The 22,525-nt window shown below is 74.0% G+C and carries 18 protein-coding genes; 6 read left to right on the top strand and 12 right to left on the bottom strand.

Annotation, left to right across the window (positions count from 1 at the left end; translation table 11 throughout):
• Window positions 1-2 precede the first annotated feature (2 nt).
• Both ACH4B3_RS29005 and ACH4B3_RS29000 read right to left on the bottom strand, forming a co-directional pair.
• Window positions 3-1,265 (bottom strand): ATP-binding protein, encoded by a 1,263-nt coding sequence (locus ACH4B3_RS29005; protein ID WP_398467736.1) that lies wholly within the window; start codon window positions 1,263-1,265, stop codon window positions 3-5.
• Window positions 1,266-1,287: 22 nt separating this feature from the next.
• The gene (locus tag ACH4B3_RS29000) at window positions 1,288-1,965 is read right to left on the bottom strand and encodes a response regulator transcription factor (RefSeq protein ID WP_398467734.1); all 678 of its coding nucleotides are present in this window, start codon (window positions 1,963-1,965) and stop codon (window positions 1,288-1,290) included.
• Between the two features lie 266 nt (window positions 1,966-2,231).
• Here ACH4B3_RS29000 and ACH4B3_RS28995 point away from each other — a divergent pair, with 266 nt between their 5' ends.
• Entirely contained in the window at window positions 2,232-3,761 is a 1,530-nt protein-coding gene (locus ACH4B3_RS28995; RefSeq protein ID WP_398467732.1) for a peptide MFS transporter, read from the top strand.
• A gap of 644 nt (window positions 3,762-4,405) precedes the next feature.
• Here ACH4B3_RS28995 and ACH4B3_RS28990 read toward each other — a convergent pair.
• A complete protein-coding gene (locus ACH4B3_RS28990) occupies window positions 4,406-4,897 on the bottom strand; it encodes an ATP-binding protein (RefSeq protein WP_398467730.1) in 492 nt (163 codons plus the stop codon).
• Between the two features lie 157 nt (window positions 4,898-5,054).
• The gene (locus tag ACH4B3_RS28985) at window positions 5,055-5,429 is read right to left on the bottom strand and encodes an STAS domain-containing protein (RefSeq protein WP_398467729.1); all 375 of its coding nucleotides are present in this window, start codon (window positions 5,427-5,429) and stop codon (window positions 5,055-5,057) included.
• A gap of 251 nt (window positions 5,430-5,680) precedes the next feature.
• On the opposite strand from ACH4B3_RS28985, the gene ACH4B3_RS28980 reads away from it, so the two are divergent.
• On the top strand, window positions 5,681-6,583 hold the full coding sequence (locus ACH4B3_RS28980; RefSeq protein ID WP_398467727.1) for an RNA polymerase sigma factor SigF: 903 nt from the start codon (window positions 5,681-5,683) through the stop codon (window positions 6,581-6,583).
• Window positions 6,584-6,802: 219 nt separating this feature from the next.
• On the opposite strand, the gene hutI is transcribed toward ACH4B3_RS28980, so the two are convergent.
• From hutI to hutU, 4 genes are all read right to left on the bottom strand, one after another.
• Complete coding sequence (gene hutI / locus ACH4B3_RS28975; RefSeq protein WP_398467725.1) at window positions 6,803-8,053, bottom strand: imidazolonepropionase; 1,251 nt, start codon at window positions 8,051-8,053, stop codon at window positions 6,803-6,805.
• A 125-nt stretch (window positions 8,054-8,178) separates the two neighbouring features.
• Window positions 8,179-9,543: a formimidoylglutamate deiminase gene (locus ACH4B3_RS28970; RefSeq protein WP_398467815.1), complete on the bottom strand. Its 1,365-nt coding sequence runs from the start codon at window positions 9,541-9,543 to the stop codon at window positions 8,179-8,181.
• Window positions 9,540-10,727 carry an allantoate amidohydrolase gene (locus ACH4B3_RS28965; RefSeq protein WP_398467813.1) on the bottom strand — a complete coding sequence of 396 codons (1,188 nt, stop codon included), beginning with the start codon at window positions 10,725-10,727 and terminating at the stop codon, window positions 9,540-9,542. The genes ACH4B3_RS28970 and ACH4B3_RS28965 overlap by 4 nt, the downstream gene beginning before the upstream one ends.
• Before the next feature lie 95 nt (window positions 10,728-10,822).
• On the bottom strand, window positions 10,823-12,487 hold the full coding sequence (gene hutU / locus ACH4B3_RS28960) for a urocanate hydratase (RefSeq protein WP_398467723.1): 1,665 nt from the start codon (window positions 12,485-12,487) through the stop codon (window positions 10,823-10,825).
• Between the two features lie 159 nt (window positions 12,488-12,646).
• Here hutU and ACH4B3_RS28955 point away from each other — a divergent pair, with 159 nt between their 5' ends.
• Entirely contained in the window at window positions 12,647-14,035 is a 1,389-nt protein-coding gene (locus tag ACH4B3_RS28955) for a diaminopimelate decarboxylase (RefSeq protein WP_398467721.1), read from the top strand.
• Window positions 14,036-14,175: 140 nt separating this feature from the next.
• Here the strand turns inward: ACH4B3_RS28955 and ACH4B3_RS28950 are convergent, their stop codons facing one another.
• From ACH4B3_RS28950 to ACH4B3_RS28940, 3 genes are all read right to left on the bottom strand, one after another.
• On the bottom strand, window positions 14,176-15,156 hold the full coding sequence (locus ACH4B3_RS28950; protein WP_398467719.1) for a MurR/RpiR family transcriptional regulator: 981 nt from the start codon (window positions 15,154-15,156) through the stop codon (window positions 14,176-14,178).
• Window positions 15,157-15,257: 101 nt separating this feature from the next.
• The gene (locus tag ACH4B3_RS28945; protein WP_398467717.1) at window positions 15,258-15,584 is read right to left on the bottom strand and encodes a hypothetical protein; all 327 of its coding nucleotides are present in this window, start codon (window positions 15,582-15,584) and stop codon (window positions 15,258-15,260) included.
• 154 nt (window positions 15,585-15,738) lie between these two features.
• Window positions 15,739-17,124, bottom strand: coding sequence for an acyl-CoA synthetase (locus ACH4B3_RS28940; RefSeq protein ID WP_398467715.1), 1,386 nt, complete (start codon window positions 17,122-17,124; stop codon window positions 15,739-15,741).
• A 148-nt stretch (window positions 17,125-17,272) separates the two neighbouring features.
• Between ACH4B3_RS28940 and ACH4B3_RS28935 the strand changes: the two genes are divergently transcribed.
• Window positions 17,273-17,725: a hypothetical protein gene (locus ACH4B3_RS28935; protein WP_398467714.1), complete on the top strand. Its 453-nt coding sequence runs from the start codon at window positions 17,273-17,275 to the stop codon at window positions 17,723-17,725.
• Window positions 17,726-18,282: 557 nt separating this feature from the next.
• Here the strand turns inward: ACH4B3_RS28935 and ACH4B3_RS28930 are convergent.
• The gene (locus tag ACH4B3_RS28930; RefSeq protein ID WP_398467712.1) at window positions 18,283-19,668 is read right to left on the bottom strand and encodes a cystathionine beta-synthase; all 1,386 of its coding nucleotides are present in this window, start codon (window positions 19,666-19,668) and stop codon (window positions 18,283-18,285) included.
• Between the two features lie 185 nt (window positions 19,669-19,853).
• On the opposite strand from ACH4B3_RS28930, the gene ACH4B3_RS28925 reads away from it, so the two are divergent.
• Together ACH4B3_RS28925 and ACH4B3_RS28920 are read left to right on the top strand one after the other, a co-directional pair.
• Window positions 19,854-20,915 carry an SGNH/GDSL hydrolase family protein gene (locus tag ACH4B3_RS28925; RefSeq protein ID WP_398467710.1) on the top strand — a complete coding sequence of 354 codons (1,062 nt, stop codon included), beginning with the start codon at window positions 19,854-19,856 and terminating at the stop codon, window positions 20,913-20,915.
• A 374-nt stretch (window positions 20,916-21,289) separates the two neighbouring features.
• The gene (locus tag ACH4B3_RS28920) at window positions 21,290-22,510 is read left to right on the top strand and encodes an acetyl-CoA C-acetyltransferase (RefSeq protein ID WP_398467708.1); all 1,221 of its coding nucleotides are present in this window, start codon (window positions 21,290-21,292) and stop codon (window positions 22,508-22,510) included.
• Window positions 22,511-22,525: the final 15 nt, after the last annotated feature.

The following is a 22,525-nucleotide window of genomic DNA, read 5'->3' as shown; positions in this document are numbered from 1 at the left end:
GGTCAGGCGTCGTCGGACGGCTGGTCCCGCTGGTCCCCGGACCGGCTGAGGAAGAGCGCGAAGACCGGGGGGTGCAGCTGGAGGAGTTCCAGCCGCCCGCCGTCCGCCTCCGCCAGGTCGCGGGCCACGGCGAGCCCCAGCCCGGTGGAGTTGCGGCCGCTGACGCTCCGCTCGAAGACCCGGGCGCCCAGGTCGGGCGCCACACCCGGCCCCTCGTCGGTGACCTCCACCACCGCCTGGTTCCCGGTGACCCGGGTGCGGATGGCGACCGTGCCGTCCCCGTGCATCAGCGAGTTCTCGATGAGGGTGGCGAGCACCTGGGCGACCGCGCCGGGGGTGCCGACGGCCCGCAGCCCCGGCTTGCCGGAGCGGACGATGGCCCGGCCCTCGCTGCGGGAGGCCGGCCGCCACTCCTCGATCTGCTGCTTGACGACCTCGTCGAGGTCGAAGGCGACCGCGGAGCCGGTGCGCGGGTCGCGCGAGTTGGTCAGCAGTCGCTGCACCACGTCGGTGAGCCGCTCCACCTGGGTGAGGGCGACCGTCGCCTCTTCCTTCACCGTGTCCAGGTCGTCGGTGAGGGTGATCTCCTCCAGCCGCATGGACAGCGCGGTCAGCGGGGTGCGCAGCTGGTGGGAGGCGTCGGCGGCCAGCCGCCGCTCGGCGGTGAGCATCCGGGCGATGCGTTCCGCGCTGGCGTCCAGCACATCGGCGACCCGGTCCAGCTCCGGCACCCCGTAGCGGCGGTGGCGCGGGCGCGGGTCGCCCGAGCCGAGGCGCTCGGCGGTCTCCGCGAGGTCGGTGAGCGGCGCGGACAGCCGGTGGGCCTGGCGCACCGCGAGCAGCACCGCGGCGAGGACGGCGAGCAGCGCCACCGCGAGGATGATCAGCAGGGTGCGGCCGACCTCCTTGCTCACCGTGGAGCGGGACGCCTCGACGGTCACCGTCTCGCCCTGGGCGCCGTCCCGCTCGGCGGAGATCACACGGCCCGAGGGCCGGTCGCCGACCTCCACCGGCTTCTCGCCGGGCATCTCGATCCGGGCGTACCGGCCCTCCTCGATCTGGTCCCGCAGTACGTCGGGGGTGATGCCCTCGCCGCCGATCAGCCGGCTGTCGACGATGCTGACCAGCCGCACCGCGTCGGAGTCCACGCTCTCCTGGGCGCTGTTCTCGATGGTGCGGGTCTCGACGATCACCAGGGACACGCCGAAGACGGCGATGACGACGAGCACCACGGCGAGCGTGGAATTGATCAGGCGACGGCGCATGGCCCTACCGTGTCAGGCGGGGTCAGCTTTTCTCGAATCGGAAGCCGACACCGCGGACGGTGGCGATGTAGCGCGGGTTGGCCGCGTCGTCGCCGAGCTTCTTCCGCAGCCAGGAGATGTGCATGTCGAGGGTCTTGGTGGAGGACCACCAGGTGGTGTCCCACACCTCGCGCATCAGCTGGTCGCGGGTGACCACCCGCCCGGCGTCGCGCACCAGCACGCGCAGCAGGTCGAACTCCTTGGCGGTCAGCTGGAGCTCCTCGTCCCCCATCCAGGCCCGGTGCGACTCCACGTCGATCCGGACGCCGTGGGTGGTGGGCTGCTGCTGGGTCTCCACGGCGCCGCGCCGCAGCAGGGCCCGGACGCGGGCGAGCAGCTCCGCGAGCCGGAACGGCTTGGTGACGTAATCGTCGGCTCCGGCGTCGAGTCCGACAACGGTGTCAACCTCGTCGGCACGGGCGGTGAGCACCAGCACCGGGAAGCCGTGGCCCTCGTTCCGCAGCCGGCGGCAGACCTCCAGGCCGTCCATCCCGGGCAGACCCAGGTCGAGGACGAGCAGGTCGACCCCGCCCTGCAGGCCGGCGTCGAGCGCGGTGGGTCCGTCCTCCCGCACCTCGACCTCGTACCCCTCGCGGCGCAGGGCGCGGGCGAGTGGCTCCGAGATGGATGCGTCATCCTCGGCGAGCAGTACTCGGGTCATGGAGTGATGGTAGTCCCGCCGGGTATACGCCCGGAGGCCGCACTCCGCTCGTCACGGAGCGTGAACAGTTGCACGGAACACCCGTGACGTATCTCTCAACAAACCCAATCCGGGCGATGCCGTGGCTTATCGTGACGGTACGTCTGTAGTAGCACTTTCCGGGGACCTTTGGCTCGCACGACGCGCCGGAGGTCTTCGCTGTGTCAGGAGCCGTGCTGGAACCACCTCCGGGTGGCTGCAGAGCGACTGAATCGAAGGAAACATCCATGGCGTCCAGCCTGACGAAGGACGGCGCGGGCCGGGGCAACCCCCCGGCCGGCACCACGACCTTCTTCGGCCACCCCCGCGGACTGGCCACTCTCTTCATGACCGAGATGTGGGAGCGCTTCAGCTTCTACGGCATGCGGGCCCTGCTCGTCCTGTATCTGATCTCCGGCGGCCCGGACGCGGGCGAGGGGAGCCAGGGCGGCGGCCTGGCGATGGACGAGGCGAGTGCCATCGGCATCTACTCGGTCTACCTCGCCATGGTGTACCTGCTCGCCCTGCCCGGTGGGTGGTTCGGTGACCGGGTGTGGGGACCGCGGAAGACCGTCGCGGTCGCGGCGGGCATCATCATGGCCGGCCACCTGGCGCTGGCCGTGCCCGGCGAGGCGATGTTCTTCGCCGGCCTGGCGCTGGTGGCGCTCGGTTCCGGCCTGCTGAAGGCCAACATCTCCACGATGGTCGGCCACCTCTACGAGGGGCCGGACGACCCGCGCCGGGACGGTGGCTTCACCGTCTTCTACATGGGCATCAACATCGGTGCCTTCGCCGCGCCGCTGATCATCGGCACGGTCGGTGAGAAGGTCAACTGGCACCTGGGCTTCGCGCTCGCCGCCGTGGGCATGGCGCTGGGTCTGATCCAGTTCCTGATCGGCACCCGCCACCTGTCCCCCCGCTCCAGCGAGGTCCCGACCCCGCTGACCCTCGAGGAGCGCAACACCTGGCTGCGCAAGGGCCTGATCTGGCTCGCCGTCGCCGCGGTCTTCTACACGATCGTGGTGGCGACCGGCCACTTCACGCTCAACTGGGCGATGGTCCCGATCACCGTGGCGGGCCTGATCATCCCGGCGGGTGTGCTGATCCGCATCAAGCGGGACAAGGACCTGTCGGCGACCGAGCAGACGAAGATGACCGGCTACATCTGGTTCTTCGTGGCCGCCGCCGTGTTCTGGATGATCTACGACCAGGGCGGCTCGACGATGTCGTCGTTCGCCGACTCCAAGACCTCGGACAGCCTCTTCGGCATCAACTTCCCGGCGTCCTGGTTCCAGTCCGTCAACCCGCTCTGGGTGATGGCGCTGGCCCCGGTCTTCGCGTCGATGTGGCTGGCGCTGGCGCGGCGCAACCGCGAGCCCAGCACCACGGTGAAGTTCGCCATGGCCCTGGTCCTGATCGGCGCCTCGTTCTTCATCTTCGTGGTGCCGATGGGGATGGCCTCGGACGGCGACACGGTCAGCCCGATGTGGCTGGTCTCCATCTACATGGTCCAGACGATCGGTGAGCTGTGCCTCTCCCCGGTGGGCCTGTCGGTGACCACCAAGATGGCGCCGGCCAAGTACGCCAGCCAGATGATGGGTGTCTGGTTCCTCGCCGTCACCGCCGGTGACTGCACCACGGGTCTGCTCACCATCGCGGGCGTCGACCTGAGCGGGCAGGGCGTGATCGCCCTGGAGGCCACGCTCGCGGTGCTGGCCGGCGTCGCGGTGTGGATGTACCGCAAGAAGATGGTGCAGCTGCTGGGCCACGACCACTGAGGCGGCCGCGGCACGCGGCACATCGCCGATGAGCCGGAAGGGCCCGGCGCGGGAACACCGCGCCGGGCCCTTCCGGCGTTCCCGCGGGGTGGGCGGACGCTCCCGCGGGGGAACTCGCGGCGACGGGGGATGCCGGACGGGTGCCGGGCGGGACGGGGAGCGGGAGCGGGGAACGGGCGGGCTCGCGCCGGAGGCCGGGCAGCGCGGCCGGGACGGGGAGCGGGAGGGTGCGCGCCGGGCGTCACGGGCCGGAGGGCCAGAGGGGGCGCGCGTACCGAAGCGGAGGCGGGGCGGCCGAGGAGCTGACGGGCACCCGGCGGACGTCACGGGCCGGGCAGCGAGAGCGGGAGGCGGGGCGGCCGAGGAGCTGACGGGCACCCGGCGGGCGTCACGGGCCGGGCAGCCGGGGAGGGCAGGCATGGGCCGGGCGGAGGGGCGGATGGGGGTGCCACGCGGTTCACGCGGGAGGTCCGGAGGCCCGGAGGGCAGGTGCCGGCCGGGGGACCGGGCGGCTGCCGGGGGCGGGGGTGCCGCGATGCGCGGGCGGGGATGGCGCGGTGCGCGGGCGGGGGTGCCGCGATGCGCGGGCGGGGATGGCGCGGTGCGTGCGGGTGGGAACGTCGCGGTGCGCGGGCGGGCCGCGGTCAGGAAGGGGCGGCCAGCTCCGCCCAGACCGTCTTGCCGGCTCCCTGCGCGTTGCGGACCACGCCCCAGTCCAGGCAGAGCCGCTGCACGATGAACATGCCGTGCCCACCGGGACGCCCGGCGCGGTGCGGGGTGCGGGGCGCGGGGTTCCCGGCCCCGAGGTCGGCGACCTCCAGCCGGAGCACCTTGCCGTGCCGGCTGACCCGGAGCTCCTCCGGGCCCTCCGCATGCAGACAGGCGTTGGTGACCAGCTCGGAGACCACGAGCAGCACGTCCTCCGCGGCGGCCCGCTGGTCGGCGCTGGCGGCCGGCAGCCAGCCCCACTCCCGCAGGGCCTCCCGCGTGAAGTCGCGGGCGCTGGGGACCACGCCGCTGGCGCCGGTCAGGCGGAGCGTGCGGGCCTGGCCGGACGGGGGCGCGGACGGGCCCGCGGCTGCGCCGTCCGACTCCGGGCCGAGGTCGCCCGGTGGGTACGGCCGCGTGGTGCTCATCAGCGCTTCACCTCACCGATTCACCGATTCAAGAAGACGAACATCTGGACTGCTGAGTTTTGTGCTCAACGGGTACAGCTGTCTCCTGCCCGTACCCGGCGTGAGAACACCCACTTCTTCGTACGGGTCATGTGACGGAGACAACCGGTGGAAATGGTCACGCCTTCTCGTCGAGCGCGGCGTCGAGGTCGTCGTGCACGGTGAAGACGGCTTCCGCCCCCGTGATCTCGAAGACCCGGGCGACGACCGGCTGCATGGCGGCCAGATGGACCGCGCCCCCTTCGGCTTCCGCCTTGAGGCGGGCACCGAGCAGCACGTTGAGTCCGGTGGAGTCGCAGAAGTCCAGCCCGGAACAGTCCACGACCAGGCGGGTCCTGCCCTCCTCCACGCTCTTTTCGAGCGGCTCCCGCAACACCTCGGCGGTGTGGTGGTCGAGCTCACCCACCGGGGTCACGACGGTGCTCGCCCCGTGGTGCCGAACGTCGACCTGGAGCCGGCCTTTGCTCGTGCTGCCGACCATCCCGCGGTCCATGTGCGCACCTCTTCTGGCGTCTCGTAGCTTTCGATTGCGCGCGTTGAACATTACGCCTTCACCACGCCCTTCGGTAGCCGAACAATTCTCATACATCGCCAAAGGCGGACATCATGGACTTGCCATCGCCGGTCCGATACCGGTAGGCGTAGTAAAGACACACCCGACCCGGCCGGCTTTGGAGGCGCCGCTCACCGCAGGATCACTTATGGCTTCGGCTGCCATATGCCGAGAATGATGGAGGAGACGCCATGTCACCCCAGCTCGACGAATCGCGTACCCACACCCGGGACGCCGCCTCGTCGGCCGCCTCGCATGAGGAGACCACCCTGTCCGGGCACACCGGTCCGCTGGAGGACCTGCCCGAGATCCCGCCGTACGACGAGGTGGGAGCGGTGGATGCGAGGGCACTGTCAAAGACTCTCTTCGAGCGCCTGGCGGCGCTGGAGGAAGGGACACACGAGTATTCGTATGTCCGCAACACGCTGGTCGAACTCAATCTGGCGCTGGTGAAGTTCGCCGCCTCCCGGTTCCGCTCCCGCAGCGAACCGATGGAGGACATCGTCCAGGTGGGCACCATCGGCCTGATCAAGGCCATCGACCGCTTCGAGCTCAGCCGGGGCGTCGAGTTCCCCACCTTCGCGATGCCGACGATCATCGGCGAGATCAAGCGCTTCTTCCGGGACACCAGTTGGTCCGTGCGCGTCCCGCGCCGGCTCCAGGAGCTGCGGCTCGACCTGGCGAAGGCCGGGGACGAGCTGGCCCAGCGGCTGGACCGGGCGCCGACCGTCGGCGAGCTGGCGGAGCGGCTCGACATCTCGCCCGACGAGGTCGTGGAGGGGATGGCCGCGAGCAACGCGTACACCGCGAGCTCGCTGGACGCCCAGCCCGAGGAGGACGACGGCGAAGGCGCGCTGGCGGACCGCATCGGCTACGAGGACCACGGGCTCGAAGGCATCGAGTACGTCGAGTCGCTCAAGCCGCTGATCGCCGGCCTCGCGCCGCGTGACCGCGAGATCCTGTCCCTGCGGTTCGTGGCGAACATGACGCAGTCCGAGATCGGCGAGGAACTGGGCATCTCCCAGATGCACGTGTCCCGGCTGCTCTCCCGGACCCTGGTCCGGCTCCGCCGCGGCCTGCTGGTCGAGGAGTAGCCGGACCGCCGTCCCGGTACGGACGGGTGAGGGCCTGCCCCGGGTGTCCCGGGACGGGCCCTCACCCGCGTTCCGGCACCGCCGCCGCGCCCGCCGGTCCGCCGTCGGCCGTCCGCCGGTCCGCCGTCCGCCGGGAGGCCGTCGGCCATCCGCCGGGAGGCCACGGCCGGCCCCGTCCGCCGGGAGCCGGCCGGGAGCCGTGTGCCGGCCGGGACGGCCTCAGACGGCGTCCGTGGCCAGTACGCCGTCCTTCCAGACCGCGGTCACCAGGGGCACGCCCGGGCGGTAGGCCAGGTGCACATGGGAGGGCGCGTCGAGCAGCGCGAGGTCGGCGCGGGCACCAGGGGTGATCCGCCCCACATCGGTGCGCCGCAGGGCGGCGGCGCCGCCCGCGGTGGCCGCCCAGACCGCCTCGTCCGGGGTCATCCGCATCTCCCGCACCGCGAGCGCCACACAGAACGGCATCGAACTGGTGTACGACGAGCCGGGGTTGCAGTCCGGCGACAGCGCGACCGTGACGCCCGCGTCCAGCAGCCGGCGGGCGTCGGGGTAGGTGGCCCGGGTCGAGAACTCCGCGCCGGGCAGCAGCGTGGCGACCGTGGTGCCGTTCGCCAGCGCGTCGACGTCCGCGTCGGTCAGATGGGTGCAGTGGTCGGCGGAGGCGGCGCCCAGCTCCACCGCGAGCTGCACGCCCGGCCCGTAGGAGAGCTGGTTGGCGTGCACCCGGGGAACCAGGCCGCGGGCGGCTCCGGCGGTGAGGATCGCCCGCGCCTGGTCGCCGTCGAACGCGCCCTGCTCGCAGAACACGTCGACCCACCGGGCACGCGGCGCGCAGGCGTCCAGCATCGGGCCGGTGACCAGCTCGACGTACGCCTCGGGGCGGTCGGCGAACTCCGGCGCGACGATGTGCGCCCCGAGGTAGGTGACCTCGTCGGTGTGCGCGGCGGCGATGTCCAGCGAGCGCGCCTCGTCCTCGGTGGTGAGGCCGTAGCCGGACTTGATCTCGATGGTGGTGGTGCCCTGGCGGCGCGCCTCGCGCACATGGCGGGTGACGGTGGCGGCCAGCACGTTGTTGGAGGCGGCGCGGGTGGCGGCCACGGTGGTGCGGATGCCGCCGGCGGTGTAACCGCGGCCGGACATCCGGGCGTTGAACTCCTCGGTGCGGTCGCCCGCGAACACCAGGTGGGAGTGCGAGTCGACGAAGCCCGGGATGACCGCCCGGCCCTGGGCGTCCACCCGGTTGTCGGTGGCGGGTGCCCGGTCCGAGGGGCCGACCCAGGCGATCCGGTCGCCTTCGATGACGACCGCCGCGTCCCGGACCAGGCCGAGGGGGCCCGCGCCGAGCGCGGGGTCGTTGGTGACCAGGCCGGAGATGTTGGTGACGGCGGTGGTGTGCCGGGGTGCGGGGCCGGTGGGGGCGGCCGCCGCGCCCAGCGGGGTGTGCGTGTGCGGGTGGGGCTGGGGGGTCATCGCGGGGTGCTCTCCTTCATCGGACGCCGGGCGTGGGGTCCGTCGGACTCGGTCCGGGTGCTCCGGCGGGGCGGGTCGGTCGGCCGTCGGTGATCTCCCGTCCGCCCACGCCGGCCGCGCTCCGCTCAGCCGCGCAGCGCGTCGATGGTCTCGGACAGGGCGCGTGGGACGTCCGGCACCAGCTGGTGCCTCCCGTCACGCACGATATGGCGGCCGCCGACCACGGTGTGGCGGACATCCGCGCCGGTGGCCGCGAACACCGCCGTTTCGGCCCCCAGCCGGGGCGGTGGGCCCGCGGTGCGCACCGAGTCCAGGCCGATGGTGGTGAAGTCGGCGAGCGCCCCGGGTTCGATGCGCCCCGCGGCGTCCCAGCCGAGTGCCGCGTGGCCGTCCGCGGTGGCGGCGCGCAGCAGCTGGGCGGCGGTCCAGTGGCCGCGGGTCCGGGTGCGCAGCCGCTCGTCGAGTTCCATCGCACGGGCCTCTTCGAACAGGTCGATCACGGCGTGGCTGTCGCTGCCCAGGCTCAGCGGGCTGCCCGCGGCCTGGACCCGGACGGCGGGCCCGATGCCGTCGGCGAGGTCGCGTTCGGTGGTGGGGCACATGCACACCCCGGTGCCGCTCTCGCCGAGCAGCCGGATGTCCTCGTCGGTGAGGTGGGTGGCGTGCACCGCGGTGGTGCGCGGGCCGAGCACGCCGTGGTCGGCGAGGAGCCGGGTGGGGGTGCGGCCGTGGGCGGCGAGGCAGGCGTCGTTCTCGGCGGTCTGCTCCGACAGGTGCACATGGAGCGGGGCGCTCCGGGCGGCGGTCCAGCGGGCGACGGTGGCGAGCTGGTCGGCGGGTACCGCGCGGACCGAGTGGACGGCGGCGCCGATCCGGGCGTGCGGGCGGTCGGTGAGCGCTCCGGCGCGCTCGGCCCAGGCGTCGGCGGTGCCGTCGCTGAAGCGCAGCTGCGGTTCGGTGGGGGGCTCGCCGAACCCGGCGGAGAGGTAGGCGGTGTCGAGGAGGGTGATGCGGATGCCCGCCTCGGCGGCGGCCGCGATCAGGGCCTCGCCCATCGCGTTGGGGTCGGCGTAGCGGGTGCCGCCGGGGGCGTGGTGGAGGTAGTGGAACTCGCCCACGCAGGTGATGCCGGCCAGGGCCATCTCGGCGTAGACCGCCCGGGCGAGCGCGAAGTAGGTGTCCGGGGTGAGGCGGGCGGCGACCTGGTACATGACGTCCCGCCAGGTCCAGAACGTCCCGGAGCCGACCTGGACGGTACCGCGCAGGGCGCGGTGGAAGGCGTGCGAGTGGGCGTTCGCCAGGCCGGGCAGGGTGAGCCCGCGCAGGGTGACGGCGCCGGTCGGCGGGGCGGCGACGCCGGTGGTGACGGCGGTGATCCGGCCGTCGGCGGCGGTCTCGACGACCACGCCCGCCTCGACCCCGCTGCCGGGGCCGGTCCCGGGGCCCGGGGCCGGCAGTGCGTGCTCGGCCCAGTAGGTCTGCGCTGTCAGCGACACGCGAGGCCCTCCAGTACGTCGGCGAGTGCGGTCACCCCGGCGACGCAGTCGTCCTCGGCCGCGTGTTCGGCGGGCGAGTGCGACACGCCGGTGGGGTTCCGTACGAACAGCATGGCGGTGGGGACGGATGCCGACAAAATACCCGCGTCGTGGCCCGCCCCGGTGGGCAGCACCGGCACCTCGCCCAGGAGCGCGGCCAGCCGGTCGCGCAGCGCGTGCCCGAACTCCACCACCGGGGTGAAGGATTCGCGGGTCACCCGCACCTCGACCCCGTCGCGCCCGCCGCGCTCCCGCGCGGCCTCCTCGATCTCCCGGACGACGGCGTCCAGGGTCTCCTGGTCGGCGGCGCGGGAGTCCAGCCAGCCGCGGACCAGGGAGGGGATGGCGTTGACGCCGTTGGGTTCGACGGCGACCTTCCCGAAGGTCGCCAGCGCCCCGGCGAGCCGCGCCTTCTTGCGGGCGGCGAGCACGGTGTTGGCGTAGGTGAGCATCGGGTCGCGCCGGTCCTCCAGCCGGGTGGTGCCGGCATGGTTGGCCTCGCCGTGGAAGTCGAAGCGCCAGCGGCCGTGCGGCCAGATCGCCGAGGCGAGGCCGACCCGGTCGCCGGAGATGTCCAGGGCGCGGCCCTGTTCCACGTGGAGTTCCACGAAGGCGCCGATGCGGGCGAGCCGTTCCGGGTCGGGGCCGATCGCGTCGGGGTCGTACCCGGCGCGCTCCATCGCCTGGGGCAGGGTCACCCCGTCGGCGTCCCGCAGCCGGTGCGCGGCCGGGACGGTGAGCTGCCCGGCGGCGAGCCGGGAGCCGACGCAGGCGAGGCCGAACCGGGCGCCCTCCTCGTCGCCGAAGTTGACGACGGCGACCGGGCGGACGGGGCGGGCGCCGCGGGCCCGGAGCTCGTCGAGGGCGGCGAAGGAGGAGACCACGCCGAGCGGGCCGTCGAACGCGCCGCCGTCGGGCACCGAGTCGAGGTGCGAGCCGGTGACGACGGCGTCCCCGGCGGCCCGGTCGCCCAGCCAGGCCCACTGGTTGCCGTTGCGGTCCACCTCGTAGTCGAGGCCGCGGGACCGTGCCTGGTCCTGGAACCAGGCGCGGCAGTCGGTGTCGGCGGCGGTCCAGGCGTACCGGCGGTACCCGCCGCTGTCCGCGTCGCGGCCCACCGGCAGCAGGTCGCGCCACATCGCGTGGAAGGAGGCGCCGGCCCGCCCGGCGGGTGCCGCGGCGGCGGGCCCGGGGGCCGGACCCGGGGTGGCGGGTCCGGCCGGGTCGTGGCGGGTCACCGCTCGTCACCCTCCCGCATGGGGATGCGGACGCCGCGCTCGGTGGCGACCTCGTCGGCCCGGTCGTACCCGGCGTCGACGTGCCGGATGACGCCCATGCCCGGGTCGTTGGTGAGCACCCGGCGGATCTTCTCGCCGCCCAGCGCGGTGCCGTCGGCGACGGTGACCTGGCCGGCGTGGATGGACCGGCCCATGCCGACGCCGCCGCCGTGGTGCAGGGAGACCCAGGAGGCGCCGGAGGCGACGTTGACCATGGCGTTCAGCAGCGGCCAGTCGGCGATGGCGTCGGATCCGTCGAGCATGGCCTCGGTCTCCCGGTACGGGGAGGCGACCGAGCCGCAGTCCAGGTGGTCCCGGCCGATGGCCAGCGGGGCCTGGAGCGTCCCGTCGGCGACCATGTCGTTGAAGCGCTCGCCGGCCTTCTCCCGCTCGCCGTAGCCGAGCCAGCAGATCCGCGCGGGCAGCCCCTGGAAGTGGACCCGCTCCCCGGCCAGCCGGATCCAGCGGGCCAGCGACTCGTTCTCCGGGAAGAGGTCGAGGATGGCCTTGTCGGTGGCCGCGATGTCCTTGGCGTCACCGGAGAGCGCGGCCCAGCGGAACGGGCCCTTGCCCTCGCAGAACAGCGGGCGGATGTAGGCGGGCACGAAGCCGGGGAAGTCGAAGGCCCGTTCGAAGCCGGCCAGTTTGGCCTCGCCCCGGATGGAGTTGCCGTAGTCGAAGACCTCGGCGCCGGCGTCCATGAAGCCGACCATGGCCGCCACGTGCCGCGCCATGGACTCCCGGGCCCGCTGGGTGAAGTCGGCCGGCTTCTCGGCTGCCAGGGTGGCCATCTCCTCGAACGGCACGCCCAGCGGCAGGTAGGCCAGCGGGTCGTGGGCCGAGGTCTGGTCGGTGACGATGTCGATCGGCGCGTTCATCTCCAGCAGCTGCGGCACCAGCTCGGCGGCGTTGCCGAGCACGCCGATGGACAGCGGCTTGCGCTGGTCGCGGGCCTCGGTTGCCAGCTGGAGGGCGTGCTGGAGGCTGTCGGCCCGCACGTCGAGGTAGCGGTGCTCGATCCGGCGCTCGATGGCGCGCGGGTCGCAGTCGATGCAGATGGCGACGCCGTCGTTCATGGTGACGGCGAGCGGCTGGGCGCCGCCCATGCCGCCGAGCCCGGCGGTGAGGGTGATGGTCCCGGCGAGGGTGCCGCCGAACTTCTTCGCCGCGACGGCCGCGAAGGTCTCGTAGGTGCCCTGGAGGATGCCCTGGGTGCCGATGTAGATCCAGGAGCCGGCGGTCATCTGGCCGTACATGGTCAGGCCGAGCTGCTCCAGACGGCGGAACTCCTCCCAGTTCGCCCAGTCGCCGACGAGGTTGGAGTTGGCGATCAGCACCCGCGGCGCCCACTCGTGGGTCTGCATCACGCCCACCGGACGGCCGGACTGGACCAGCATCGTCTCGTCCTGCTTGAGGGTGCGCAGGGTGCGGACCATGGCGTCGAAGGAGCGCCAGTCGCGGGCGGCCTTGCCGGTGCCGCCGTAGACGACGAGCTTGTCCGGGTGCTCGGCGACCTCGGGGTCGAGGTTGTTCTGGAGCATCCGGAGGGCGGCTTCCTGCTGCCAGCCCAGAGCGCTCGTTTCGGTACCTCGCGGGGCCCGTACGGGGCGCGGTCCTGACATGGGAGGTGCCTCCCTCTCATCGGCCTGGCGTGTCGCCGCGGCGTGTCGACTCGGAATGACCTGGATCAAGATATTCACATCTTGTCTGCACTGAATACCTCTAGTCAACAGGTTCGGGCCCGGCGCGCCGGGCCCCCGCCCGGTGGTTGGCTGGAGCGCATGACGACCGACTCGCACCGGAACCACCCCGACGCGGCGCCCGCGGAACCCGCCGCCCGGCTCGCCGCACGACGCGACCGCGCGGTCCGGGCCGCCGTCGCGCACCGGCTGATCGACGCCGACCGGCCGGTCATCGGCCTGCTGGACGTCACCGGCATCCGGTCCGCCGCCACCGCGCTGCGCACCGCCTTCGCCGGAATCACCCCACCCGGCACCGCGGTGCTGCACACCTTCGCGGTCAAGGCCGCCGCGCTGGTTCCGGTGCTGCGGCTGCTCGCCGAGGAGGGAATGGGCTGCGAGGTGGCCAGCCCGGGCGAGCTGGCGCTGGCCCGCGCGGCGGACGTGCCCCCGGAGCGCACCGTCCTCGACTCGCCGGCCAAGACGCCCGCCGAGCTGCGCGAGGCCCTCGCCGCCGGGATCGCCGTCAACGCCGACAACCCCGACGAGCTGAACCGCCTGGACGCGCTCCTCGCCGCCGGCCGCACCGCCTCCCCGCTGGGCATGCGGGTCAACCCCCAGGTCGGCGGGGGCACCATCGAGGCCCTCAGCACCGCCACCGCCACCTCGAAGTTCGGGGTGGCGCTGCGCGACGAAGGAGCCCGCGACTGGGTGGTGCGCGCCTACCTGGACCGGCCGTGGCTGACCCGGCTGCACACCCACACCGGCTCCCAGGGAGTTCCGCTGGAGCTGATGGCCCAGGGCGTCCGGGCCGCGTACGAACTGGCGGAGGACATCAACCGGGCCGCCGGCCGGCAGCAGGTGGACACCCTGGACATCGGCGGCGGACTGCCCGTCAACTTCGCCTCCGACGACGTGCTGCCGGGCTTCGGGGACTACGCCGGCGCCCTGCGGACGGCCGCGCCCGGGCTGTTCGACGGGCGGTACGGCCTGGTCACGGAGTTCGGACGGTCCCTGGTCGCGAAGTACGGCACGGTGCTCGCCCGGGTGGAGTACGCCAAGACGGCGGGCGGGCGGCCCATCGCGGTCACCCACGCCGGCGCCCAGCTCGCGGTCCGCACCGTGTACGCCCCCGAGTCCTGGCCGCTGCGGGTCGCCGCGTACGGGCCCGACGGGCACCCCAAGCCCGCGGACCCGCTGGTCTCCCAGGACGTCGCCGGACCCTGCTGCTTCGCCGGCGACCTGCTGGCGGTGGCCCGCCCGCTGCCCCCGCTGGCCTCCGGCGACCTCGCCGCGCTGCTGGACACCGGGGCGTACTACTTCTCCAACCACTTCGCCTACAACAGCCTGCCCCGGCCCGGCGTCTACGGCTTCGCGGCGCCCGGGGACGGCCCGGTCCGCTTCGCGACCGTGCGGAGCCCGCAGAGCGTCGAGGAGATCGTCGCGGAGAGCGGCGGCGCCCACCCCGGGGCGCTCACCGGCCTGGACTGAGCGGTGCCGGCGGCCCGGGGCCCGGCCGCGGGCGGCGCCGCCCGGGCACCCGTGCCGAAGGGCGCGGTCCCGGGCCGTCCGGGAGCCACGACCGGGCCCGCCCGGCGGGGCGGGCCGCCCGGCGGCCCCCCGCCGCGGGATCACTCCATGAACAGACCCCGGGCGGCGGCCCCGGCGTCGAACTCCTCCAGCCGCGCCTGGGCGTCCGGCAGCGCGTCGCACATGGCCTCCAGCAGCACCCGCCCCAGCAGCATCGGGGAGCAGGCGGTGTCGAAGGCCAGCCCGGTGCCGACCGCGGCGGGCAGCAGCAGGTCGCTGTGCCGGGCCACCGGGGCGAACGCACTGTCCGCCACCGTCACCACGGTCAGGCCGGCCGCGCGCGCGTACTCCAGCGCCTGGACCACCTCGCGCGGATGGCGCGGCAGCGCGAAGCAGAGCAGCGCGCCGGCGCCCGCGCGGACCGCCGCGTCGATCCGGTCGGCGAGCATGGTGCCGCCCTCGTCGAGCAGCCGGACGTCGGGGTGGACCTTGCGCGCGAAGTAGGCGAAGCCGTGGGCCTGCGCGGACGCCGCGCGCAGCCCGAGGACCGGCAGCGGCCGGGAACCGGCGAGCAGCCGGCCGGCCCGGATCACCGGGGAGGGGTCGGCGAGCTGCGCGGCGAGGTGGCGCAGGTTCTCGATCTCCTCCTGCACCGCCTGCTGGTACTCGTTGTAGGCGCCGCCGGGCGCGGCCGGCGCCGGGGTGACGTCCCGCAGGTGCTTGCGGAGCGCGGGGTAGCCGTCGAAGCCGAGGGCCACCGCGAACCGGGTGACCGACGGCTGGCTCACCCCGGCCAGCTCGGCCAGCTCCACGCTGGACAGGAACGGCGCGTCCGCGGCCCGGCGCACCATGCAGTGCGCGATGCGCCGCTGGGTCGGGGTCAGCCGGTGCCCCTCGAAGAGCTTCTGCAGCCGGGCCGCGCCGGGTCCGGGGCCGCCGCTCTCCGCCGGGTCCGGGGATGCCGGGCCGCCGGGCGGGCCGCCCGCCGCCTTCCCGTCCCGGCCGCCGCGCCCCCCGTAGGGCGGTTCGCCGCGCTGTGCGGCATGCCGCTCGCCGCGGTCTTCTCCGGTGCCCGCGCCCATGGCGTACGTCCCTCCGCCCCATTCACACACCCAGGGAATGCATAACCATATGCGAGGGGGAGCCGGACGGCGTCCGCGGTGGGGGCGCACCGGGCCTCCGGTCAGTCCTTGCGGCCGTACGCCTCGTGCGCCAGCCGGACCGCGCTCGCCAGTCCGAGAGCCGGTTCCGCCTTGCGCAGCGCCCGCACCACCGACACCTGGTCGGTCTGCTCGTCGACGCCGGAGCCGGTCAGCGCCCGGCGCACCCAGCGGACCCGGAGGTCGGCGTCGCTCAGCGCCGAGTGCTCGCCGATCAGCGCCAGGGCGCGTTCCAGTCCCGGGCGTTCGGCCTCGTCCGCGGCGGCCAGCGCCTGCCGCAGGGTGTGCCCCAGCTCGTCCGCGTCCCGCAGCACGAGCACGTTGAGGCCCTGGTCACCGAAGCCGAGCATGCCACTCCTTCACCACACAGCTGGGCCCTCGGGCCCCGGTCCGCCCAACGTACGCCGGGCGCCCGGCGCGCCGCATCAGCCGCCAGGCCGTTTCCGCACCCCTCCGATGGGAGGGGTGCGGAAACGGCGGGCCCGGGCCGGACCCCCGGCCGGGTCAGGCGGGGGGCAGCAGCTTCTTCTGCGGCTTCCCCATCGCGTTGCGCGGCAGCGCGTCCAGGAACCGCACCTTCCGCGGCCGCTTGTGGACGGACAGCCGGCCGGCCACGAAGTCGATCAGGTCCTGCTCGCCGACCCCGTCGGCGACCACATAGGCGACGATCTCCTGCCCCAGGTCCTCGTGCGGGGCGCCGACGACCGCGGCCTCGCTGACCGCCGGGTGGTCCAGCAGCGCGTTCTCCACCTCCCCGGCGCCGATCCGGTAGCCGCCCGACTTGATCATGTCGGTGGAGGCCCGGCCGACGATGCGGTGGCTGCCGTCCGGTTCGATCGCGGCGATGTCCCCGGTGCGGAACCAGCCGTCCGCCGCGTAGGACGCGGTGGTGGCGTCCGGCCGGTTGAGGTAGCCGTCGAACAGCGTCGGGCCGGACACCTCCAGCTCCCCGATGTCGGCGCCGTCCTCGGCCACCACCCGGGTGGCGATGCCGGGCAGCGGGAGGCCCACGTACCCCGGGCGGCGCTCGCCGTCGGCCCGCGTGGAGACGGTGATCAGCGTCTCCGTCATGCCGTAGCGCTCGACCGGAAGCTGCCCGGTCAGCTCCGCCAGCCCCCGGAAGACCGGCGCGGGCAGCGGCGCGCTGCCGGAGACCAGCAGCCGGGCACCGCTCAGGGCCCGGGCCGCGGCCTCGTCCCGCACCACCCGGCCCCAGACGGTGGGCACGCCGAAGTACAGGCTGCCGCCCGCCGCCGCGTACGCCTCCGGGGTGGGCCGCCCGGTGTGCACCAGCCGGCTGCCGGTGCGCAGCGCGCCCAGCACGCCCAGCACCAGGCCGTGCACATGGAACAGCGGCAGACCGTGCACCAGGGTGTCCTCGGCGGTCCACGCCCAGGCGTCGGCCAGGCCGTCGAGGTCGGCGGCGACCGCCCGGCGGGAGATCAGCGCGCCCTTGGGGGCGCCGGTGGTCCCGGAGGTGTAGAGGATGAAGGCCGTGGAGTCCGGCTCCGGCTCGGGCTCCGACCAGCCGGAGCGCTCGGCCGGGTCCACCGGGACCGCTTCGGCCGGGCCGTCCGCGTCGTCGCCGGTGCCGCCGAGGAGCAGCGCGGCGCCCGAGTCGCGGAGGATGTGGTCGCGTTCGGCGGGGCCGGAGTCCGGCGGCACGGGCACCACCGGCACCCCGGCCAGCACAGCGCCCACCACGGCGGTGACCGTCTCCAGGGTGGGGGTGGCCCGCACCGCCACGACCGGTGCGCCCGCGATGCGGGCGGCCACCGCGCCCGCGGCGCCCAGCAGGTCCTCCCGGGAACAGGGGCGCCCGGCGACCACGAGCGCGTCGGGGCGGTCGCCACCCGGTTCGGTGAGCGAGGTCAGCAGTGGTGCGGCCATGGACAGCTCCTTCGACAACCGTGGACAACTGTGGGGCGTGCGCGACGGGGCGACGGGCCGCCCCGCGGCCGGGAGGGGTGAACCCCGCCCCACTTCCGGGGGCTACCCCTACTTACAACCGCCCCGCGGTGACCGTACCGTCGGAATCATGAACGCCCGCGACCCCGAGCTGAGACGAGAACTCGACGCGACCCTCCAGACCCGCAAGGAGCTGGGTGAGGAGTACGAGTCCGAACTGGTCGAATCCTTCCTGGAGAAGGTCGAGCAGCGGTACGCCGACACCGCGGACCGGCAGGTCCGCCGGCACCTGGCCGAGCAGCAGATGGCCGCCGCGCGCGGCGCCCGCCCGCAGCCCGCGGACCGGCCCGGACCGGGCGACGCCATGGGACTGGGCGAACGGTTCGGGTTCGTCGCGGTGTCGCTGGTCCTGGCCATCCCGCTGACCGCCATCGCCGTGGCGAACGAGGGGCTGCCCGGGCTGCTCATCGCCTGGTCCGGCATCTTCGGGGTCAACGCGGTGCACGCGTTCGGCGGGTTCGCCCTGCTGCGCCGGGGCGGGCGCAGCGACCGCGAGGGCGAGGGCCAGGGCGAGCGGGACTGAGCCGGTCCGGCGCGGTGCGGCGCCCGGAGCCGGGCGGCCGCTCCCCGGCCTTTCCGGCCGCGTCACGCCGGCGGTGGCGGCGGGGCGTGAGGACGGCGACGGCCGGGCCCGAGAACCGTGGTGACGGCGCGATGACCGCGGTGACGGCCGGACGGCGAGGGCTGCGAGGGCGGCGACGAGGCCCGGGGCGGGGATGAGGCGCGGGGACCACCGCACCCCGGTGTGAGCACCGAGGGCGGGACGACGGCGGTCCCCGCGCGGGACGCGGGGCCGGGGTCAGGGCCGGGCTGCCACGTCCGGGCGACCAGGGAGGTCCGGGAGCCGCTCCGGAGGTCCGTGTCGCCGCATCTGGGTGTCGGTGCCGTCCTTCTGCCGACGCCCACCAATGTGCCGTACCAGTGTTAAGCGCGTGCTGCGGGCGCGTGACGCATACGTACCGTTGACGCCCGTCCGTGCCGACAGCCCTTTCCCTGACGTCCTCTTGACGTTCATTCGGCGGCGGCCGCCGGGGCGACCGCCGCCGTACGGGTGTCAGTCGGTGGCGGCCCCTCCGGCCGTCACCGGCTGCTCTTCGCCAGGTAGGCGAGCAGGTCCTGACGGCTCACCACACCCTTGGGCTTGCCCTCGATCAGCACAATGGCGGCGTCGGCGTCGCCCAGCGCCGCCATCAGGTCCTCCACCGGCTCGCCGGAGCCGACCTGCGGCAGCGGCGGGCTCATGTGCTTCTCCAGCGGGTCGTCGAGGGAGGCGCGCTGGGTGAACAGCGCGTCCAGCAGCTCGCGTTCCACCACCGAGCCGACGACCTCGGCGGCCATCACGTCCGGGTGCCCGGCACCCGGCTTGACGATCGGCATCTGCGACACGCCGTACTCGCGCAGCACCTCGATCGCCTCGCCGACGGTCTCGTCGGGGTGCATGTGGACGAGCGACGGCAGACCGCCCTCCTTGCCCTGCAGCACGTCGCCGACGCGGACCGCCGGGCCGGCCTCCTCCAGGAAGCCGTAGTCGGCCATCCAGTCGTCGTTGAAGATCTTCGACAGGTAGCCGCGGCCGCTGTCCGGCAGCAGCACCACGACGGTGTCGTCCGGGCCGAGGCCCTCGGCGACGCGGAGCGCGGCGACCACGGCCATGCCGCAGGAGCCGCCCACCAGCAGGCCCTCCTCCTTGGCCAGCCGCCGGGTCATCTGGAAGGCGTCCTTGTCGGAGACCGCGACGATCTCGTCGGCGACGGTCTGGTCATAGGCGGTCGGCCAGAAGTCCTCGCCGACGCCCTCGATGAGGTACGGGCGGCCGGAGCCGCCGGAGTACACCGAGCCCTCCGGGTCGGCGCCGATCACCCTGACCTTGCCGTCGCTGGCGTCCTTCAGGTAGCGGCCGGTGCCGCTGATGGTGCCGCCGGTGCCGACGCCCGCCACGAAGTGGGTGATCCTCCCCTCGGTCTGCTCCCACAGCTCCGGGCCGGTGCTCTCGTAGTGCGAGCGCGGGTTGTTGGGGTTGCTGTACTGGTCCGGCTTCCAGGCCCCCGGGGTCTCCCGCACCAGGCGGTCGGAGACGTTGTAGTACGAGTCCGGGTGCTCGGGGTCCACCGCGGTCGGGCAGACCACGACCTCGGCGCCGTACGCCCGGAGCACGTTGATCTTGTCCGTGGACACCTTGTCCGGGCAGACGAAGATGCACTTGTAACCCTTGCGCTGGGCGACCATGGCCAGACCCACACCGGTGTTGCCGGAGGTCGGCTCGACGATGGTGCCGCCGGGCTTGAGTTCGCCGGAGCGCTCCGCCGCCTCGATCATCCGCACGGCGATCCGGTCCTTCACGGACCCGCCGGGGTTGAAGTACTCGACCTTGGCGAGCACTGTCGCCTGGAGGCCCTCGGTGACGTTGTTGAGCTTCACCAGCGGGGTGTTGCCGACCAGCTCGATCATCGATTCGTAGTACTGCACGCCCTACTCCTGGTTGTGCGGGAGCCGCCACTCGTGGTGGAGCGCCGTCCCGCGGTCAAGGGGTGGGCCGTCGCGGCCCGTGCTGCCAGCCTAATCCGCCGACGCCGCCCACCTGGCGCGTTGCACGAGCGGTCACGCGGGGCAACAAGACATTGACCGCATGTGCGAGCGGAGGTGCTGCGTCGATGTCGATGTCGAGGGCGAGGGTGGCCCGGCGGATCGCCGCCGCGGCGGCCTACGGCGGTGGCGGGGTCGGGCTGGTCGGCGGGATGGCCGCGGGCCTGCTGCTGACCGAGGTGTCGCTGGCCAAGCGGGTCATCGGCGATTCCGGGGCGTCGCCGCCGTCCGCGGACGGCCGGTACGGCTTCGCGTTCGCGCTGCGCAACGGCCGGACACCGCTGCGGCTGGCGTTCCTGGGCGACTCCACCGCCGCCGGGCAGGGGGTGCACCGGCCCAGTCAGACCCCCGGCGCGCTGCTGGCGTCCGGCCTGGCCGCAGTGGCCGAGCGCCCCGTCGACCTGCGCAACGTGGCCCGGCCGGGGGCCCGGTCGGAGGACCTCCGGTTCCAGGTCGACCTGCTGCTGGCGGACCCGGACCGCCTCCCGGACGTCTGCGTGATCATGATCGGGGCCAACGACGTCACGCACCGGGTGCCGCCCGCCCGGTCGGTGCGGCTGCTGGCCGACGCGGTGCGCCGGCTGCGCGAGGCCGACTGCCAGGTGGTGGTGGGCACCTGCCCCGACCTGGGCACCATCGAGCCGGTCTACCAGCCGCTGCGCTGGATCGCCCGCCGCCTGAGCCGTCAGCTGGCCGCCGCGCAGACCATCGCGGTGGTCGGGCACGGCGGCCGCACGGTGTCGCTGGGCGACCTGCTCGGTCCCGAGTTCGCGGCCCGGCCCCGGGAACTGTTCGGCCCGGACTCGTACCACCCGTCGGCGGAGGGGTACGCGACCGCCGCGATGGCGGTGCTGCCCACGCTGTGCGCCTCGCTCGGGCTGTGGCCGCAGGCCGAGACCCCCGAACCGGCCCGCCAGGAGGGGTACCTGCCGGTGGCGCGGGCCGCCGCGGAGGCGGCGGCCGAGGGCGGTACGGAGGTCACCCCGGCCCGCGGCCCCTGGGCGCTGCTGCTGCGGCGTCGCCGCCGGCGGCTGCCTCCGGCGGCGCAGGCGGTGGCCGAGGCGGCCGGCGCGCCGGGGGTGTCCGGCGGGGCGGGGACGTCCGCGGCCGAGCCGTCGGTGCCGAACTGACCGGCGGCGCGCCGGGGCGCCCTCGGCCGGCTCGGGGAAGCCGGCTGCCCTCGGGTCCGGGCGGGCGCCGCGCGGCCGGGTGGCGGCGGAGCGCGCCGTCGCCGCAGGGCCGCGCGGCGGGTCCGCCGGGCAGGTGCCGGGCGGGGCGCCGGGCAGGTGGCGGGCCGGGCGCCGGGCAGGTGCCGGGCAGGGTGCCGGGCGGGTGCCGCGGCCCGTCTCCGCCGCGGTGCCCGACTCCGCCGCGCCCACCGGACCCAGCTCGCTGAGCGGCCGCTTAGAAAAGAGTCCGGCATCACAGCCCGCAAACCGTGACCACCGCTATACGTCCGGGTAACTTCCCCTTCAGTCCAGCCTTCTCCCCTCATGGAGCCGTGATGCCCGAAGCCGTGATCGTCTCTGCCGCCCGCTCCCCCATCGGTCGCGCCTTCAAGGGCTCCCTGAAGGACCTGCGCCCGGACGACCTGACCGCCGAGATCATCCAGGCCGCGCTGGCCAAGGTGCCGGAGCTGGACCCGCGCGAGATCGACGACCTGATGCTGGGCTGCGGCCTGCCGGGCGGCGAGCAGGGCCACAACCTGGGCCGGATCGTCGCGGTGCAGATGGGCATGGACCACCTGCCGGGCTGCACCATCACCCGTTACTGTTCCTCCTCGCTGCAGACCTCCCGGATGGCGCTGCACGCGATCAAGGCCGGCGAGGGCGACGTCTTCATCTCGGCGGGCGTGGAGATGGTCTCGCGCGGCGTGAAGGGCACCTCGGACGGGCTGCCGGACACCCACAACCCGCTCTTCGCCGACGCCGAGGCCCGTACCGCGGAGCGCGCCGGGCAGGAGGGCACGGACTGGCACGACCCGCGCGAGGACGGCCTGATCCCCGACGCGTACATCGCGATGGGCCAGACCGCGGAGAACCTCGCCCGGCTCAAGGGCATCACCCGCCAGGAGATGGACGAGTTCGGCGTCCGGTCCCAGAACCTCGCCGAGGAAGCCATCAAGAAGGGCTTCTGGGAGCGGGAGATCACCCCGGTCACCACGCCCGACGGCACCGTGGTGACGCAGGACGACGGCCCGCGCGCGGGCACCACGCTGGAGGGCGTCCAGGGCCTCAAGCCCGTCTTCCGCCCGGACGGCCTGGTGACGGCGGGCAACTGCTGCCCGCTCAACGACGGCGCCGCGGCCCTGGTGATCATGTCCGACACCAAGGCGCGTGAGCTGGGTCTCACCCCGCTGGCCCGCATCGTCTCCACCGGCGTCTCCGGGCTGTCGCCCGAGATCATGGGCTACGGCCCGGTCGAGGCGTCCCGGCAGGCGCTGTCCCGCGCCGGTCTGACCATCGACGACATCGACCTGGTCGAGATCAACGAGGCGTTCGCCGCGCAGGTCATCCCCTCGTACCGGGACCTGGGCATCGACATCGACAAGCTGAACGTGAACGGCGGCGCGATCGCGGTCGGCCACCCCTTCGGCATGACGGGCGCCCGCATCACCGGCACGCTGATCAACTCCCTGCAGTTCCACGACAAGCAGTTCGGCCTGGAGACGATGTGCGTGGGCGGCGGCCAGGGCATGGCGATGGTCATCGAGCGGCTGAGCTGAGCTGAGCGGAGGGTG

Source organism: Streptomyces sp. NPDC018031 (assembly GCF_044327625.1).
In the GTDB taxonomy this organism is placed as follows: domain Bacteria; phylum Actinomycetota; class Actinomycetes; order Streptomycetales; family Streptomycetaceae; genus Streptomyces.
The sequence above is the reverse complement of the archived record's forward strand: the minus strand, read 5'-3'. Positions and strand labels throughout refer to the sequence as shown.